This window comes from Bacillus cereus group sp. BfR-BA-01492, from assembly GCF_022662815.1.
Taxonomy (GTDB): domain Bacteria; phylum Bacillota; class Bacilli; order Bacillales; family Bacillaceae_G; genus Bacillus_A; species Bacillus_A cereus_BD.
The window spans coordinates 153,424-172,455 of the sequence record NZ_JAKUEH010000007.1 but is presented as its reverse complement, the minus strand read 5'-3'; the positions used below and the strand labels follow the sequence as shown (position 1 = coordinate 172,455).

Sequence of the window (19,032 nt, the reverse complement as noted above, 5' to 3'; positions counted from 1 at the left end):
TAATTATGATACGAAAAAGAAATTATTATTTTAAGGTAATGTTTCAATAAAATATGTATGAATCCCCTTGGCATAATGAGGTCAAGGGGATTTTTATTGATAGAAAGGTTATAGAATAGGTCGTAAAGAATACATCATATAAATGAATCGTATTAAATATAATGAACCGATGCATAGTAGCTTTTTATGGATATGTAGGGGGAGAAAAGATTACTGGTAGTTATGTTCTATTGATGTGAAAGAGGGCAAATGGAAAAAGGAGACGATTTAACATGGTGACGGGAAAGAGAGGGAATGTAAAGGTTCATTTGATTGTTTTTATTATTGTTGTCTTGAGCAGTGGATGGCTTGGGGTATTGCTTGATTCTGTCCTTACAGATCAAACGGAAGGTAATTCTTTAGGTATGGGGCTTTGGTTAGTGTTACCGTTTTTAACGGCTATATTTTTTAGAATCATTCGCCGTGATTGGAAAGACATGGGGTTGAAATTAAATGTGAAAAATAATGTGAAGTGGTATGTTACGGCATTCGCTATTTATCCTTTTGTTACTCTCGTAAGTGTTGGATTTGCACTCTTTTTTGGTGCTGCGGACATATCGCATGTTGAACGATCTTCGCTTTTATCCATTATGATGATTTCTATGGCAAGTAATTTTCTTAAAAATATATTTGAAGAGTTTGCATGGCGTGGTTATTTAACGCCAAAGTTAATCGAACTAAAAATGAATGATTGGCTACTGTATCTTATTTCTGGTCTTATTTGGGCTTTATGGCATAGTGCTTATTATATCGTATTTTTACCAAATGATTATTTTGAATCCACTTCAAGGATGAGTACCCTCTTAATCGGATGTGTGCTCATGGTGTGCTGGACGGTCATGTATGTTGAAATATACAGGCTCACGAAATCCGTATGGCCATGTGTATGTATGCATGCGCTTGAGGACGCTGTTCCGACAGTTTTGGTTACAATTAGTGGTGTCATTACATTTACGGATCAAGGGGATTTTTGGTTAAATCCTGTTAGTGGAATTGTCGCAACCGGCATATTTCTTAGCGTTGGCTTGTTTTTAAGGGCGATAAGAATCAAGAGGGACAATAGGCAGTCGATTATTGTGTAAATTGGAGTATGTAGAAAAAGAAAAATGGTAATAAGTATCTCAAATCAACATGTTCCCATTTCGTAAAAAGTATGCTGTAATAGTGGGAGGACAATGGGTTGTTCTAAGTAGTCAAAGAAGTGGGGAATTGAGGTTGAAAAAGTTTAAGAAGTTTTACTTAGAGATTACGAGTGTGTGTAATCTTGCATGTAGTTTTTGTCCGCCAACAGAACGGCAGAAGCAGTTTCTGTCTGTGGAGGATTTTTCAAAGAGGTTAGACCAAATTAAGCCGCACACAGACTACATTTATTTGCATGTTAAAGGTGAGCCGTTGCTTCATCCTAAAATAGACAAATTGTTAGATTTAAGCCATGAAAAAGGGTTTAAAGTAAATATTACAACGAATGGCACTTTAATTCAAAAGAGAAAACATAAATTATTAAATAAACCAGCATTAAGACAGATTAATTTTTCGCTCCATAGTTTTGATGGACATCCTGGTTCGGAGGATAAGGAAGGGTATGTAAGGAATATACTTTCCTTTATTCGAGAAGCAACAAGTGAATCGGATTTAATTGTTTCATTAAGATTGTGGAACTTGACGCAAGATAATAAGACAAATCTTGAGAGAAAGCGAAATAGAGAACTGTTAGAGATGATTGAAAAAGAGTTTAATCTGCCATACAAAATTGAGGAGAAGATTACACCCGGAAGCGGTATAAAGCTTGCTGATCGCATCTTTATTAACCAAGATTATGAATTCCAGTGGCCAGCTCTTCATGAGGAAGAAGATGATGGAAAAGGATTTTGCTATGGTCTTCGAACGCAAGCGGGTATTTTAGCAAACGGAACAGTTATCCCTTGTTGTTTAGATGGTGAGGGAATCATTAACCTTGGGAATATTAATGATGATTCGTTCTCCAATATTATTGAAGGGGAAAGAGCAAAAAATCTTGTAGATGGCTTTTCAAGAAGAGTTGCGGTAGAAGAGTTATGTCGAAAATGCGGGTATCGTAAAAGATTTGGGAAGTAGAAAACAAGCTCCTTAAGAATAAGGGGCTTGTTTTTTATTACTCATGATACAACTGTTCTAATTCATCAATTAATGAACCTACATAAGAAACAGCCTTGCGGATTGGATCTGGTTTTGACATATCCACTCCTGCATGTTTCATTAATTCAAGCGGTTCCATCGTTCCGCCAGCGCGCAGTACTTCGAGCCAGCGATTTACTGCGGGTTGCCCTTCTTCTTGAATCAATTGAGATATAGCAGTGGAGGCAGTTAATCTGGCAGAATACGTGTATAAAAAAATGAGCAATTACGCCCGGGTAATTGCTCATCTATCGGATTGATAAGACTTAATATACTTTATCTCCATTGAAAATTGAATTTTTCACAACGACATAATCTACAGTACGAATGGATTCTAATTTTGTTCCACCAGCATACGAAATAGAAGATTGTAGATCTTGTTCCATTTCAATTAAAGTATCTTTTAAAGAACCTTTATGTTCAACAAACATTTTTTTCCCTTCAACGTTCTTTCTCTCACCTTTTTGGAATTCAGAAGCCGAACCGAAATATTCTTTATACAGTTTGCCATCTTTTTCGATTGTTTCTCCTGGAGACTCTTCATGACCAGCAAATAAGGAACCAATCATAACCATAGTTGCTCCAAATCGAATTGATTTTGCGATATCTCCGTGTGTACGAATGCCCCCATCAGCAATAACTGGCTTACTTGCAGCTTTTGCGCACCAGCGAAGTGCAGCTAACTGCCATCCGCCAGTTCCGAATCCAGTTTTAATTTTTGTAATACAAACTTTACCAGGTCCAATCCCTACTTTTGTAGCGTCAGCACCAGCATTTTCGAGTTCTCTCACTGCTTCTGGTGTTCCAACGTTTCCAGCGATAACGAAGCTTTCTGGTAAATATTTTTTAATATGTTGAATCATTTGAATAACGGCATTTGAATGACCGTGTGCAATATCGATTGTAATGTACTCAGGTGAAAGCTGTTCAGCAGCTAACTGCTCTATAAACTCATACTCTTCTTCTTTAACCCCAACGCTAATAGAAGCAATTAATCCTCGTGATTGCATATCTCTAACGAATGCCATGCGTGTTTCAGGTTGAAAACGATGCATGATATAGAAATAATTATTTTCCGCTAAGTACGTTGCGATTTTCTCATCAATAATTGTCTGCATATTTGCAGGCACGACAGGTAATTTAAATTTATGTTTTCCTAAAGTGATACTTGTGTCACATTCAGAACGGCTATTTACAATACATTTTGCAGGAATTAATTGAATATCTTCATAGTCGAATACATTTTCCATAGCTTACACCCCTAAATACGAATGTTATTATTATCATCTGTAAAAATTGTTCGCCCAATTGGTAATGTACATCATTTTATTACAGAAGTCAAAGCTTTTTAGTTTATTTCTTGGGATTTTACAGGAGGGAATCCTAAGAAAACGGTTTAATGTCGAATTAAATTATTTGTTTAATGAATAATGTTCGTATTTAATGGTGAAAGCTCCTTATTGAAAAACTTTTAATTAAAAATATTGTAAGAAACTATTTGTTACACTCGTATATATAAGTAAGGGAGGGAAAGGTATGAATGATAAGGAATTAGTGGCTGAATTGAAAAAGCAAAATATAGAAGCATTAGATCAAGTTATTCTTCAGTATAGTAGGCTTATCTATGGCGTTATAGGAAGTATATTAGGAGAAAATCAAGAAAGAGTTGAAAGTGAGGAATGTTATAACGATGTTCTTTTCATTCTTTGGTATAAAATAGATCATTTTCAAATTGAAAAGGGACAATTTAAGAATTGGATTATTTCGATTGCGAAGTTTAAGGCGCTAGATTATAAAAGAAAGTTTAAGCGAAAATTGATAGAACAAACAATGGAACGGTGCATTTTAAAAGATAAAGAAGATGTAGAACAAGTCTTGTTGAAAGAGGAAGAAAAAGAATTTATTTTAGAGGCTATTCAACGGCTCGATAAGGTGGACTATCACATTTTTTATCGAAAGTATATTGCAGATGAGAGCATAAAGCAGATTTCTGAAGAACTACATATGAGTACAAGTGCCATTTATACAAGACTGTCTAGAGGAAGGGAAAAATTAAAAAGGGGCATGGAGGGATATTATGAGGTATGAACATGGTCTAGAGAAAGTTGTTTTGGAGCAGTGGGATGAACGACAAATAGCTCATTTTGAAGAGATAGGAGAGCGTTTTATTGGGAATTTAGAAGAGAAGAAAAAAGATATTAAAAAGCAAATTGCAAAGAAAAATTTACAAGAGATAGAAAGAAAGGCACATTATGAGCTAGAGGAGGATGAATATATCGAATTACAGTTTCAAGCGAGTGCGACAGGGGGCTACTACTCAGGATCTCTTTTATGCTCTGCGGACTATTTTGTTATGCCATTGGTACTTACAGATGTAGGAAATCGATTTGTCGTTTTTGGGACAAGACATAAAGTTATGATTTACGAAGTGAAAGAAATGTATCAACTGCAAAGAGAATATATTATTGATTACAATGATATATCTAAATATTATTACAAAACAAAAAAAGACCATACGATATTATGCTTTAAGGCAAAAAAGGATAAATATAACCAACTAAGAGAGTGTTCAAATTGGCTCTTATATGGTTATCTACAAGGAAGAATTAACATGATGATAGACCGATCAGATCGAGATGTGATTGCGAATTTTTTTGATCGCTATTGTCAAATGGATGATTAGTATAGTGATAGCTTAATAAAAAAGAAGAGATTGTCTCTAAAAGCTCGTTTTTAACGACCTTTTGGGACAATCTCTTATATATGATTTATGAACAATAGGAGGAGAAAGAATAAGCATAGTAAATGTAGGAATTGTTATCACAAATATATTTAATTAAGTGAAACATCATTTCCATTTATAACTAGATTTTTAACATTTTGTTTTAGGTTTTCGTAATCATTGTTTGGATCAAATAAGTCTTTTTCAAATACAACAAATGATGCGCGTTTACCAGGTTCAATACTACCGAATATATTTTCATTTCGATTTTGTTTGGCAGCTTCAATTGTAATAGCTCGAATACCTGTAATTAAATCAATATTTTGTGGACGATCATCTTTCACTTTTGTTTCAGTATCATCTTTTCTAGTTACCGCTTTATATACTCCATAAAGTGGTCTAGTTGGCATATTACAAGCATCACTGTGAATAGATAAATCAAAATGCTCATCATCTGTTACATCTTTTAGACGTAAGAAGTTTTGAGTTAGAAAATGTTTTGGATATAATCCTGCTTTGTCCCACATGGGCCAAATATCCATATAAGCAGGAAGAGCTGAAATACTGATAGATAAGTTATTAGCTCGTACGAATTCAAAAAATTCGTCATTGGAAAAAGCAAAGTGTTGAATGGACATTTTATAATCATCTCTAGGAACTTTAGTTAATAATTCTTTTAGTTTTTTTGCTAAAGTTAGTTGTGATAAATCACCTTGGGAGTGAATATAAAAGTCATATCCATTTTTCCAGAATGGTAGAAAATCTTCGACAAATGTTTCAATATTATGACCTTTAAAGTCGTAATTCCACTTCCCAACTTCTCCATTTGTTAAAGGTTCGGATAACATGATTTGATGATCAATTACAGCACCATCGAAGAAGAATTTTAAGGCTTTCATGATTTTAAAGTTATCTGTATCGTATTTTGACATCATACTATCTATATATTCGAAAGTTTTTTGGTTATCATTATCAAATTGATTATTAACGTGTTGATAGTTTGTTAAAAAGGACATATGAATAGGATAATCTTCACTACTGAAATCTTGATAAAATTCAATTTCATTTTCTACACCTGATGTACCGCCACCCATATATTCTGCAGTAGCAATAATACCATTCACTTTTGCATTTTCTAAATATAAATTTTTCCCTTTTTCTAGATTGTCATTATTATAGAGAATTGGTGCTAAATAGCTGATATAAGGCATATAGGCTGTTTCGGTAAAGACACCATTATAATTACCCTCTTCAGTTAATCCACAACCAAATGTATCTTTAGGAATTTTGTTAAATCCGAATGTTTCCATTGCACAAGTGTTCATTACTGCACCATGCCCTGTTCCATAAAGTAATACAACAGGTTTTTGATTTTCTAATTGATCAAGCTCTTTAGCAGTGATTGTACCGTGGCGTTGCTTATTATATCCGAAGAATAAAAAGGCATCTTTTTCTTTTTTAGCAACTTCTTTTTCTAATCGATTCATCATATCTTCATGAGTGAGGCAAGCAGGCGCTACACCATATTTCCCAAAATCCCAATGTTTAAAATCAATTAAAGCACAATTTCCTAAAAAATAGGAAGTAAGCATAGGATGTGAATGAGGTTCGACAAATCCTGGATATAAATAATCATTTTCATAAGTCATTATTTTTTCAGCTTCAGGATATTTGTTAACAAGCTCTTCAAAATTACCAGTTTCAATGATTTTTCCGTTTTCTTCCACTATTCCTGTAGCAGTTGAAAAGCCATCGTCCATTAAATAAACCTTTTGTCCTTTGAAGATTTTCATTTTGTATCATCCTTTTCTGAATTATTTTTAATACCAGTAGTTCCTAATAGAAAGAGTACTGATATCAATCCCATAGTGTATAGAGCATATTTGGTAGATTGAATACGGCCCTGCGAGTTAACTTCTAATAATGTCTGTTTTTCTCGCTTAGTTAGAGGTACCTTATTAAATTGGTGAAGTAAATCAGCATCACTTTTGAAGGCGATTCCTTCATTTTGAATCTGTGATTTTACTTGTTCTGAAAGGCCAGATCCTTTTTGAATAGCAGAATCCCAACCAGCAGATAATGAAAACAACATGACCATTCCTAATATTGCCACACCGATTGCTTGACCAATATTACGTGAAGTTGTTTGAATACCACCAGATTGTTCAGCATCTCGAGTATTAATTGCTGTAGCAACAATTGTTGAGCTTTGTGAACTTATAAGTCCCATTCCAATCCCTGCTATAATTAATCCGAAATACATAAGTTTACTAACGCCATTTGGTAATAAAGAGATACTCATAGGAATAACACCTATACCAAGTAAAAGATATCCAAGGCGTAATAAATATTTAGGATGAACATGAGAGAAATATTTTGGTGTAAGTAAAGAGACTAAAAACATAGGTAATCCCATAAATCCCATAGCAAATCCTGTTTGTAAGGCATTAAAGCCGTTAACAATCTGTAGATAAGGATTGACTATCATAATCAGTCCACCTAGATAAAAGAAAACAATCGCAGAAGCGTATAAGCCCTCTCGTACTTGCGCATTTGAAGTAAAGGAAGATGGAATTAATGCGCAACCGTGTTTTTTCTCAACATATTTTTCTACTTTTAATAAGAAGCTCAATATAATAAGTCCTAGTATAGCTAGTGGTAATGAAGGTGAGTATCCAAACACTGTGAATGGAGCGTTAATTGGTTGAACTAATCCCCAAACATTTATTTTTGAAATCCCAATTAAGAATAAAAAGAGACCACAAGCGGCAATAATGATACCTAGATAATCTAACCGTAATTTTGATGATGATTTTGGGATTTTCGGAATGATACTAGAAGCAATTAAAACTAAAGCGAAATAAGTTGCTAAAAAGCCAAATGCTACTCGAAATCCAAAATTGTCAATTAAGATACCTGCTATAATTGGTCCTGCTGCTGAAGCAATCCCTGTTGCTGCACCGATTGCCCCAAAAGCAAATGCGCGTTCTTTCCCAGTTTTATATATTCCTGGAATCATTCCTAATACAGAGGGGATCATCAAACTCGCACCTAACCCAACAATAAGTCTTCCTCCCCATGTGAATAACATTATATTTTGTGAAATTGCCAATATCACTTCTCCAATAAATATAAGGGCTGCTCCAATTCGAAAGTTTTTATTCCAACCGATGATAATTCCTAACATACCGCCAACAACCATAAATGCTCCCGCACAAAGCGAGTAAACCATATTGGCTAGTTGAATATCATTCATCGAAGCATTCAATGTTGAAATTAACGAATTTGTTGCAACACTTAGGACAGAGTTATCGGCAGATGTTCCAATTTGTGCACACATTAGAACTAATAGTGGTGCCATTAAAAATGTTTCTTGTTTTTCTTGAGCCAGTTTCATAAACCTAACGTCCCTTCCATGCTAATTACCTTGATTTTGTTTGCAAACAAATCGGCTATATTCTTTATTACTAATATGGCTTTATTTTAGGATATAATTATCATATGAGAAATAATTCGTTTTACCGTAGCTCCGGTAAAATAAGGAGAAGACTGTATGAATACTAGGCAAAAAAAACTAGCAGAAATGTTATTGGATCATAAAGGGGATTATCAGGTTATTGATTACTACAAACAAAAATTAGCCTGTTCAGAGAAAACAATCCGGAATGATTTAAAAGTGATTCAAGAATTTATTTCGAATCATCATATCAAGGCATCTCTTAGTAAGATACCCGGCAGAGGAGTTTGTTTATCTTTAATGGATGAAGAAGTAGAACATCTGGCATACTTATTGGATATTTATCGACTTCAAATTGACTCACGTTATGCTTTATTTCACGACACTTTTCATAAATTGTTATTTAGTTCTACTGCGATTTCTATTCCTGAGTTGGCAGAAATGGTGTTCTCAAATCCAAATACGATTAAGTATGAAATTAAGCATTGGGAAACCTTATTGGACAACTTTTCATTAAGTTTAAATAAAGGAAAGGGTTTAAGAATTACCGGTGATGAAAAAAATATTCGCTTGTTCGCACTGTACTATTTTTTTGGTTTTTCCAATAATGCCTTTTCTTATGAATTTATGAGGGCTCCAAAAGAGCAAATAGATTATGCCCATCAGCATTTTATTTCTCAACTTTCAAATGAAATGAAGGTTACCTTCACTTCAAATGCTTTTTTGCATCTTGCTATGTATTTAAAGATAATGATTGGACGTTTGGAAATTCAATGTCCTATTACAACCCATTGTCAAACAAAAGCTCATGAAATGGAGTTTATTCATTTGGTTCAAAAGTTATTCTTGCAACATTACGAGATGACTTTACCGAAAGAGGAATGCATGTTTCTTTTAGAACTCATGCAGATTGGTACGAAGCAACTTACAATGGAACAAATTCAGAATTTCCAGCCTTCTGCTATTGTGAAAAACGCTATTGAGTCTTTTATTAAGGAGCTAAAAAAGATAATCGCTTGTTCTCTTGATTCGTTAACGATTAAAGCACTCCAAGTAGAATTTGATCGCGCTATCACTCGATCGACGAATGGAATTCGCGTAATAAATACACTTTATAATGAAATCATACAAAAAGATCCCTTTTTATTTGGGATTGTCAGTTTTCTATTTAGATCAACGCCAACTTTAAAAGCACTGAATTTTAATCGAATGGATATAAGCCGTTTTGTCATGATCATCAAAAATAATATTGATCAATTTTTCCTTGAATATCCAAAATTGAATGCTGCGCTTATATCTAATACGGGACTTGATCAGTTGTTTTATGCAAAACAAACAATTGAAAAGTATCTTCCATTTGTAAAAATCAATCATTTTCTGTCTCCAAAACAGTTAGAAACGTTTGCAATACCAATTGATTTTGTCATCTCTTTTGAATATTTAAGTCACTCCATTTATCCAACTGTTTATACGGATTATTTGCTTACCTATGAGAAATTGATGATTTTAAAACGAAAAATAAAAGATATTACTTCCAATGACAATGATTTAAAAGAAATCGTTTATCCATCGGTATTATTATCGAAAAATACTACTTATTATTTAGCAGATTTAAAAGTTTTTCTAACAAAATTTTTTAATGAACGGAATTATAAAATCGATGCATTGCTTGTTCAAGATATGATTGATCAAGCTGCTTTTACAATTGAAGATACACTGTATGTTATTTTACTTTCACCAGATATTAGAAAGAGAGAAAAAATCATCTTCCAGTTAAGAAGACAATTAATTGTTGGAATGAATCAAGTCGTAAATGTTATTGTTTTCGTTGCGGACTTAAATGAAGTGTATAAATTTTATGGTAGACCTGATATTCTTTTCACGAGGATTAATCAATTTTAACGGTTTATCATAATTAAGACTTCCCCTTAAGTGAATGTAGAATATAAAAGAGTATTCACCTTTTTAAGAAGGACATGTAAATTGAAATCATTTTACTCCATTTGATTATTTCTCAATGCAAGCACTAAAAATAATACAAAACTATTCTATGAAATAGTCATGATACAATAGGGATATGGTATAAAATGTAAGATGGTGACTTGGGGGAATAAACATTTGGTAGGAGATATGTGGTATAATTTTAAAAGTTTATAATGAATGAAATATGGAGGACTATACTTATGGCAATACTTGTAACGGGTGGAGCAGGATATATTGGTAGTCACACATGTGTAGAGTTGTTAAATAGTGGATATGAAATTATCGTAGTAGATAATCTTTCGAATAGCTCAGAAGAAGCAATTAATCGAGTGAAAGAGATAACAGGTAAGTCGTTTCCATTTTATAAAGAAGACGTTTTAAATCGTGAAGCACTTGATATGATTTTTGAGGAAAATACGATTGAAGCAGTCATCCATTTTGCTGGTTTAAAAGCAGTGGGGGAATCGGTTGAAATTCCACTTACGTATTATCATAACAATATTACAAGCACATTAGTGTTATGTGACGTGATGCAGAAGCATAATGTGAAAAAGATGATTTTTAGCTCATCTGCAACAGTATACGGTATTCCAGAGACATCACCAATTACAGAAGACTTCCCGTTAAGTGCAACAAACCCATACGGTCAAACAAAATTAATGATTGAACAAATTTTACGTGATGTCGTTGTGGCAGATCCAGAATGGAGTGTAGTATTACTTCGATACTTCAATCCGTTTGGTGCTCATGAAAGCGGGCGCATTGGAGAAGATCCAAATGGTATTCCGAACAACTTAATGCCGTATGTAACACAAGTAGCAGTTGGGAAATTAAAAGAATTAAATGTATTTGGAAATGATTATCCAACAAAAGATGGCACAGGTGTACGTGATTACATTCATGTTGTGGACCTAGCAAATGGCCATGTGAAAGCTGTTGAAAAGGTACTCCATACAAAAGGGATTGATGTTTATAACCTTGGAACAGGAACGGGTTATAGTGTATTAGAAATGGTGAAAGCTTTTGAGAAAGTCTCAGGAAGAGCAGTGCCTTATAAAATTACAGAGCGTCGTCCTGGAGATGTGGCAATATGCTATGCAGATGCATCGAAAGCAAAAAGAGAACTAGGCTGGGAAGCAAAACGTGGACTCGAAGAAATGTGTGCAGATTCTTGGAGATGGCAAGTGAATAATAAAAATGGATATGAGAAAGCATAATAAAAAATGACTTGACTAATCGTAAGAAGAGGCTGTCCAAAGTAGCTGAATAACTACTTTGGACAGCCTCTTTCGTTACATAAAATAATACTTCTATTTCTTTAGTAGATGAAAACATAAGAGAATCTCACAGGAGACTCTTATGTTTTTTGCGAGGAAATTTAGTAACATAAAAGAGATTATGTATTTCGTTATTTTAAAAAGGGAATGGGAAGGAATGACGGATATGGTAAAGGTATTAGTTTTAGGGGGAACACGTTTTTTTGGCAAACGGTTAGTTGAGAAATTGTTACAAGAGAAACATGAGGTGACAATTGCGACAAGAGGGGTAACAGCAGATGAGTTTGGTAATCGTATAAAGAGGCTTATTGTAGATCGTGAAGATGAGGGAATGCTGCAAGAATTATTAGATGGAGGGTTTTATGATGTTGTGTACGATAATTTATGTTATAGCCCTAATGCAGCAAAAATAATATGCAATGCCCTCCAGAATAAAGTAGGAAAATATATTATGACGTCTTCAATGGCTGTTTATGAACCTGCATTATCTCTGAAGGAGGATGATTTTAATCCGTATCAATATCCAATTGTTTATGGAGATAGAACGGATTTCTCTTATGAAGAAGGGAAGCGATTAGCAGAAGCTGTTTTATTTACATATGCAACATTTCCCGTTATAGCGGTTCGATTTCCTGTTGTAATCGGAGAAAATGATTATACAAAGAGGTTGCAGTTTTATGTAGATCATATTGTAAAACAAGCCCCTTTTAGAGTGGAGGATATAGAAGGGAAAATGTCCTTTATACATGAGAAAGAGGCAGGCAATTTCCTCGCGTGGATTCATACAATACAGATGGAAGGTGCGATTAATGCATGTAGTAATGGCACGATTTCTATGCGTGAAGTGATTGAATGTATTGAGGAACATACAGGTATAAGAGCCTATATTGAAACAAAGAGCAATCATATAGCCCCATATAACGAAATACTAAATTGCACGCTTGATAATACGAAGGCAAAAGAGTTAGGATTTCAATTTAATAGAGTAAAAATGAATATAAATGATGTATTGAAATACTATATTGAAAAGTTAAGGTAATTTATACATAAATCCCCCGGTGGCAATCCGGGGGATTTTGGAGGATTTCGATGATACTAGTTTACATTACCAAATTTACCTTATACGCATGACTAATGTTTCTGTGATTTAATTGCTTGTAAATACTTTTCATTCACACGATCCCAATTGACCGTATTCCACCAATTCGTAACGAATTCTGGACGTCGATTTTGATACTTCAAATAATAAGCGTGCTCCCATACATCGATTACAAGTAACGGAACTTTTCCTTCTTGTAGTGGTGTATCTTGATTTGGTGTACTCATAACGGAGAGTTGTTCCCCATCAAGTACGAGCCATCCATATCCACTTCCGAATCGACTAATAGCCGCTTTGGAAAGCTGATCTTTAAAGTTGTCAAAGGTATTAAAGTAATAATCAATGACTTTTGCAACGTCTCCATTAGGTTCGCCTCCGCCTTTCGGACTCATGACCTCCCAAAAAAGGCTGTGGCAGTAATGCCCACCACCATTATTTCTAACTGCTGTCATAATATCAGGCGGTAGTTCATTTAAATTGCTCAGTAATTCTTCTAAAGGCTTGTTCTGCAATTCTTTATAATTTTCTAAAGCAGCATTTAAATTTTTAACATATGTTGCGTGATGCTTTCCATGATGAAGCGCCAAAGTGTCACCATCAATGTAGGGCTCTAATTCATCATAGTCATATGAAAGCTTAGGCAAATGAAATGAAGACATAAACTTCCCCCCTTTTTCTCCAAAAGTTGCACATGGTAAAAATAATTTACCTAACTCAAAAATACACTTGTTTTTTTAATAAGTCAACAATAAAACAAACAATTCTATTTATTTTCTGAAAAGGATTGTTTTTTGGTTAATAATGTAAAATGATTTGGTTTGTTCCTACGTTTCTTTTTGCTTATACTGTAAAATAGTAGCGTCTTGTTGAAACAGAAGGAGATTATTTATGAATAAAATGAGGGTATTAATAGATGAGGCAAGAAAATTTATTACAACTTGCTATCAAGAACTCGGTAAAGAAAAACAAATAGAAGAACGTATGAACCAAATCGTATTGGAAATAGAGCGGACGGGTACATATGAACATACTTTTGAGGAGCTGGTTCATGGGGCACGGATGGCCTGGCGAAATAGTAACCGATGTATTGGAAGACTGTTCTGGAATAAAATGCATATATTGGATGCTAGGGAGATCAATGATGAGGAAGGGGTATATCGCGCGCTAATTCATCATATTCAATATGCGACAAATGGTGGGAAAATTAGGCCAACCATTACGATTTTTAAGCAGTATAGAGATGAACAAAGTCATATTCGTATCTATAATCATCAATTAATTCGTTATGCAGGATATAAAACGGACACAGGTGTGATTGGGGATCCGCATTCCTCTTCTTTTACATCTTTTTGCCAGAAGCTTGGCTGGAATGGGGAAGGAACGAATTTTGATGTGTTACCACTCGTATTCTCAATTGATGGGCAAGAACCTGTATATAAGGAAATTCCGAAAGAGGAAGTAAAAGAAGTGGATATTGAACATCCAGAATACCCATTTTCCTCTCTTAGAGTGAAATGGTATGGTGTACCGATGATTTCAGATATGCGTTTAGAAATTGGCGGGATTTCTTATACGGCAGCTCCTTTTAATGGTTGGTATATGGGGACTGAAATTGGTGCCCGTAATTTAGCTGATGTGGATCGCTATCATTTACTGCCTGCCATTGCAGAAATAATGAATTTAGATACAACTAGAAATAGTACATTATGGAAAGATAAGGCGTTGGTTGAGTTAAATGTAGCTGTCTTACATTCATTTAAAAAACAAGGAGTAAGTATCGTTGATCACCATACAGCAGCGCAGCAATTTGCTCAATTTGAAAAACAAGAGGCGGCATGTGGTCGCGTTGTGACTGGAAATTGGGTATGGCTAATTCCGCCGTTATCGCCAGCTACCACTCATATATATCATAAACCTTATCCAAACGACATTTTGACCCCTAATTTTTTTCATAATGGTAAGAAGTAAAAACGAATCATAGATATCATTTTATCCAAAATGTAAAGAGCTCGTCCAAAAGTTATATTTTTGAACGAGCTCTTTTTGCATTTTTAGTAGAAGCGAAATCTCGTGACGAATCGCCGATATAGGATGGTCTGTTGGCACAAACCTGTTTCGTACCATTAATCCAATACTTTTCCTTTCGTTTCGGGAACGCATATAAGCATGGTTAGAAGGCCTAGTGGATAAATGATAAAGATAAGGGATAGAGCACCAAATAAATTGCCGCCTGTCGCCAGTAATCCAATAATAACTGGTCCGAATCCAGCTAAGCCGCGTCCTGTGCCGAAAATAAAGTTTTCAGCTGTGGAACGTGCTTCCGATGGATAGTTTTCAGCTAATATTGCTCCGAATCCTCCCATCATTCCGTTTGCAAAGAAACCAAGTAAGGCGCTTCCCCACAGTAATAACGTTGCGTCTGTAAAGAGGAAGAAGTAAATCAAACAATATATAGTACCACCTATATAATAAAGTGAAAATGTTTTACGGCGTCCAATTTTATCGGCCAAAATGCCAAATGTTGCGATTCCAATTAACATTCCAATTGTAGAAATGAACATCCAGCCGCTTGCTTTTGCCAATGTGTAGTTATATTTATTTGCTAAAATTGTAGGCATCCATGTAAAAATACCATAGTATCCAAAGTTTTGGATGAAAGACATAATAATAAGTCCAATTGTTGTCATCGTTACTTTTTTATTAGAAAATAACTTGTGTAAAGGAAACTTTTTCATATGTTGGAGTTCTTCTGCTTCCATAGCTGTTAAAGTTCCTTGGCACTCTTTTTGTAACAATTCTTTTTTATATCGTTGTTTTTGTTCCCAAATTTTCGGTTCACTTAAGCTTTTACGAACATATACGGCAAGTAAAGCTGGGATGAGACCAAATAAGAAAACAGCTCTCCAGCCGAAGTGTGGAACGATAAAGGCTGGTAGGAGTGAAGCAACGAGTACTCCAAATTGCCATCCAAGTGCAACAACGGAAGTTGCTTTTGCCCGCATTTCTTTAGACCATGTTTCCGTTACAATCGCCATTCCGATACCAAATTCTCCACCAACACCCATTCCTACTAGAAAACGAAGTGTTAATAATTGCCAATATTCTGTTGTGAAATAAATGAGTGCAGTTGCAAGTGAAAATAATAAAATAGTAAAAGCCATTGTTCGAATGCGACCCAATAAGTCAGCGATAAATCCAAATAAGTAGGAACCAATTAACATCCCAATCGTTGTTGCTAATGTAAGGTTTCCGCCCTCTACAGGTGTTAAGTGAAATTCTTTCAAAATGTAAACGAGTACGAAGGATAGAAGTAACATATCTAATCCCTCTGCTGCATACCCTAATGCAGAACCAAGCAATGTTTTATAACGTTTTGCTTTTGATTCATTTGTTATGTCCATTATTACTCCTCCTTATTTTTATACAGTCACTATGGAAGAATAATAAAAGGCCTTCTCACGTCAGTTGTGTGAGAAGGCCTAAAGAGCATGCGTATCCCTTGGAAAGAATGCGCATACTTTTTTTATATTCCGACTTCCTTCTCAACCTCACGGGGTTGTGTTAAAGGACTGTAATGAAATTACTTTATTATTAGCACTCTTCGATTCTATTGTCAAATATGAAAGATAGTTTTTAAGGATATTATTGTAAAAGATTATAAATGATAGATGATTCTTCTTGACGTTCGCTTCATTATTTTTCGATAATAAAATGAACAAAATAAATAAAGGAGGACTAAAGATGTTAGATTTAGTACTCATGATGATTGAGCGCGTTGGATTAATTGTTATATTAGGTTTTCTACTTTCGCATATTCGAATTTTTCGACGTCTTCTTCATAAACAAGATGGATATAAAGATAAGCTTATGCTCATTTGTATTTTTTCGTTATTTACAATTGTAAGCAATTACACAGGAATTGAAATTGCAGGAAATACAATTATGAATGAAAATTGGTTACAAGGCGTTTCCTCATCAAGTACGATTGCAAATACGCGTATTATGGGTGTCGGAATTAGCGGTTTACTAGGAGGACCGATTGTCGGAATTGGTGTTGGGTTTATTTCTGGTATTCATCGCTACATGCTAGGAGGGACGACAGCTTTTAGCTGTGCCATTTCATCTATTTTGGCAGGGATTATTACAGGATATATTGGCCGGATTTTTCAAAAGCATAATCGTACAGTTACACCTAAGTATTCAGCGTTTTTAAGCGTGGTTATTGTTTCGTTGGAAATGGTTATGATTTTATTCATCGTAAAAGATGGATGGAATATAGTAAAAACGATTGCAATGCCGATGATTTTTGTAAATGGTTTTGGTAGTTTTATTTTACTTTCCATGGTGCAAGCGATTTTGCGACAAGAAGAGAATGCAAAGGCACTACAAACGCATAAAGTGCTTCGAATTGCCGATAAAACATTACCTTATTTTCGCCAAGGATTAACAGAAGAATCATGTAAACATGTGGCACAAATTATCCATCGTTTTACGGGAACGGATGCGGTATCCTTAACAGATACAGAAAAAATATTAGCACATGTGGGATTAGCAGCTGATCATCATATCCCGTCGCATAGTTTAATTACAGGATTATCAAAAGAAGTATTACATACAGGAAAAATAATGAAAGCGAAATCAAGAGAAGTCATTAACTGTCAGCATGAAGACTGTCCATTACAAGCAGCAATTGTTATTCCTTTAACATCGCATGGCAATACAATTGGAACATTAAAGTTATATTTTAAAAATCCAAATCAGTTAAGTCGTGTGGAAGAGGAGCTAGCAGAAGGGTTAGCAAAAATTTTCTCGACCCAGCTTGAATTAGGGGAAGCAGAGCTGCAAAGTAAATTGCTTCAAGATGCTGAAATCAAAGCATTACAAGCACAAATTAACCCACATTTCTTATTTAATGCGATTAATACAGTTTCAGCACTTTGTCGTACAGATGTGGAAAAAGCAAGAAAGCTCTTACTACAGCTTAGCGTCTATTTTCGTTGTAACTTACAAGGAGCGCGGCAACTGTTGATTCCGCTAGAGCAAGAGCTGAATCACGTGAATGCGTATTTATCGTTAGAACAAGCGAGATTTCCTAATAAATATGAGGTGAAAACCTATATAGACGAAGGATTAAAGACTATGTTAATTCCACCATTTGTGCTTCAATTGTTAGTGGAAAATGCCCTTAGACATGCATTTCCGAAGAAGCAACCGATTTGCCAAGTAGAAGTGTATGCGCACGTTGAAGGTGATTTGATTCATTTTAAGGTGAAAGATAACGGTCAGGGGATTGAACAGGAGCGTTTAGAACAATTAGGAAAAGCGGTTGTAACATCCAAAAAAGGAACAGGTACAGCTTTATATAACATTAATGAACGGTTAATGGGGTTATTTGGGAAAGAAACGACACTTCATATTAAAAGTGAATTACAGAAAGGAACCGAAATTTTCTTTGCAATTCCGATTCAATATGTAGAGGGGGAAGGAAGTAGTGGTAAAGGTATTAGTAGTAGATGATGAAATGTTAGCAAGAGATGAGCTGAAATATTTATTACAACGAACGAAAGAAGTGGATGAAATTGAAGAGGCAGATTGTATAGAAGATGCATTAGAAATATTGATGGATGATAAACCAGATATTGTTTTTTTAGATATTCAGCTTTCAGATGATAATGGTTTTGAAATTGCAAACATATTAAAAAAGATGAAAAATCCGCCAGCTATTGTATTTGCGACAGCATATGATCAATATGCATTACAAGCATTTGAAGTCGATGCATTAGATTATATTTTAAAGCCATTTGATGAAGAACGTATCGCACAAACATTAAAAAAATATAAAAAGAGAAAGCAAAGTGAAATAGAAAAGAAGGCAGATGTGAAAGTACCGGATGTAACTGCTGAGATGCATAAACTTGCACTTCCAATCGAAGAATCAATCGTTCTTGTAAGTACGGAAGATATTGTCTATGTAGGACTTGTAGATGGGAAAGTAACTGTAAAGACAATTCGAGAAACATATGTAACTCATGATACGCTTGTTATTTTGGAGAAAAAACTACCACAAACAACGTTCATGAGAGTGCATCGTAGTTTTATTGCAAATGTAAATCATATTTCAGAAGTTCAACCTTGGTTTAATTCTACTTATAATTTAATTATGAAAGATGGATCGAAAGTACCAGTAAGTCGTACATATGCAAAGGAATTAAAAAAACTGCTTCGTATTTAAGAAGCAGTTTTTGTATTTCATCCTGTAATTTTTGTAACTGATTCTCTATATTCGACGTTCTGTTTTGTA

At 34.6% G+C, this 19,032-nt stretch carries 15 protein-coding genes and 1 pseudogene; 10 read left to right on the top strand and 6 right to left on the bottom strand.

The window, feature by feature from the left end:
- Positions 1-272 precede the first annotated feature (272 nt).
- Positions 273-1,121 carry a CPBP family intramembrane glutamic endopeptidase gene (locus MR063_RS11360; RefSeq protein WP_242197766.1) on the top strand — a complete coding sequence of 283 codons (849 nt, stop codon included), beginning with the start codon at positions 273-275 and terminating at the stop codon, positions 1,119-1,121.
- A 133-nt stretch (positions 1,122-1,254) separates the two neighbouring features.
- Positions 1,255-2,133 carry a radical SAM/SPASM domain-containing protein gene (locus MR063_RS11355; RefSeq protein ID WP_242197763.1) on the top strand — a complete coding sequence of 293 codons (879 nt, stop codon included), beginning with the start codon at positions 1,255-1,257 and terminating at the stop codon, positions 2,131-2,133.
- A 37-nt stretch (positions 2,134-2,170) separates the two neighbouring features.
- Here MR063_RS11355 and MR063_RS11350 read toward each other — a convergent pair.
- Positions 2,171-2,413, bottom strand: a pseudogene (locus MR063_RS11350) (oligoendopeptidase F); the annotation flags it as partial.
- A gap of 46 nt (positions 2,414-2,459) precedes the next feature.
- The gene (gene guaC / locus MR063_RS11345; RefSeq protein ID WP_242197760.1) at positions 2,460-3,443 is read right to left on the bottom strand and encodes a GMP reductase; all 984 of its coding nucleotides are present in this window, start codon (positions 3,441-3,443) and stop codon (positions 2,460-2,462) included.
- Between the two features lie 286 nt (positions 3,444-3,729).
- Here guaC and MR063_RS11340 point away from each other — a divergent pair, with 286 nt between their 5' ends.
- On the top strand, positions 3,730-4,281 hold the full coding sequence (locus tag MR063_RS11340) for a sigma-70 family RNA polymerase sigma factor (protein WP_242197756.1): 552 nt from the start codon (positions 3,730-3,732) through the stop codon (positions 4,279-4,281).
- Positions 4,271-4,876, top strand: coding sequence for a hypothetical protein (locus MR063_RS11335; RefSeq protein ID WP_242197753.1), 606 nt, complete (start codon positions 4,271-4,273; stop codon positions 4,874-4,876). Before MR063_RS11340 ends, MR063_RS11335 begins: the two co-directional genes overlap by 11 nt.
- Positions 4,877-5,025: 149 nt before the next feature.
- Here MR063_RS11335 and MR063_RS11330 read toward each other — a convergent pair whose 3' ends face one another.
- The gene (locus MR063_RS11330) at positions 5,026-6,708 is read right to left on the bottom strand and encodes an amidohydrolase family protein (protein ID WP_242197748.1); all 1,683 of its coding nucleotides are present in this window, start codon (positions 6,706-6,708) and stop codon (positions 5,026-5,028) included.
- Positions 6,705-8,312, bottom strand: a complete 1,608-nt coding sequence (locus MR063_RS11325; RefSeq protein WP_242197745.1) for an MFS transporter — start codon at positions 8,310-8,312, stop codon at positions 6,705-6,707. The genes MR063_RS11330 and MR063_RS11325 overlap by 4 nt, the downstream gene beginning before the upstream one ends.
- Positions 8,313-8,468: 156 nt before the next feature.
- Between MR063_RS11325 and MR063_RS11320 the strand changes: the two genes are divergently transcribed.
- The 3 genes from MR063_RS11320 to MR063_RS11310 all read left to right on the top strand — a co-directional run bounded on the left by MR063_RS11320 (position 8,469) and on the right by MR063_RS11310 (position 12,671).
- Positions 8,469-10,274: a BglG family transcription antiterminator gene (locus tag MR063_RS11320; RefSeq protein ID WP_242197742.1), complete on the top strand. Its 1,806-nt coding sequence runs from the start codon at positions 8,469-8,471 to the stop codon at positions 10,272-10,274.
- Between the two features lie 281 nt (positions 10,275-10,555).
- Complete coding sequence (gene galE, locus MR063_RS11315) at positions 10,556-11,572, top strand: UDP-glucose 4-epimerase GalE (protein WP_242197739.1); 1,017 nt, start codon at positions 10,556-10,558, stop codon at positions 11,570-11,572.
- 226 nt (positions 11,573-11,798) lie between these two features.
- A complete protein-coding gene (locus tag MR063_RS11310) occupies positions 11,799-12,671 on the top strand; it encodes an NAD-dependent epimerase/dehydratase family protein (protein ID WP_242197833.1) in 873 nt (290 codons plus the stop codon).
- A gap of 92 nt (positions 12,672-12,763) precedes the next feature.
- Here MR063_RS11310 and sodA read toward each other — a convergent pair whose 3' ends face one another.
- On the bottom strand, positions 12,764-13,390 hold the full coding sequence (gene sodA, locus MR063_RS11305) for a superoxide dismutase (protein WP_242145094.1): 627 nt from the start codon (positions 13,388-13,390) through the stop codon (positions 12,764-12,766).
- Between the two features lie 229 nt (positions 13,391-13,619).
- Between sodA and MR063_RS11300 the strand changes: the two genes are divergently transcribed.
- Entirely contained in the window at positions 13,620-14,699 is a 1,080-nt protein-coding gene (locus tag MR063_RS11300; protein WP_242197736.1) for a nitric oxide synthase oxygenase, read from the top strand.
- Between the two features lie 155 nt (positions 14,700-14,854).
- Here MR063_RS11300 and MR063_RS11295 read toward each other — a convergent pair whose 3' ends face one another.
- Entirely contained in the window at positions 14,855-16,132 is a 1,278-nt protein-coding gene (locus MR063_RS11295; protein WP_242197733.1) for an MFS transporter, read from the bottom strand.
- 340 nt (positions 16,133-16,472) lie between these two features.
- Between MR063_RS11295 and MR063_RS11290 the strand changes: the two genes are divergently transcribed.
- A complete protein-coding gene (locus MR063_RS11290) occupies positions 16,473-18,248 on the top strand; it encodes a sensor histidine kinase (protein WP_242197730.1) in 1,776 nt (591 codons plus the stop codon).
- Positions 18,223-18,963 (top strand): LytR/AlgR family response regulator transcription factor, encoded by a 741-nt coding sequence (locus tag MR063_RS11285; RefSeq protein WP_242145098.1) that lies wholly within the window; start codon positions 18,223-18,225, stop codon positions 18,961-18,963. The genes MR063_RS11290 and MR063_RS11285 overlap by 26 nt, the downstream gene beginning before the upstream one ends.
- The last annotated feature ends 69 nt before the right edge of the window (positions 18,964-19,032 follow it).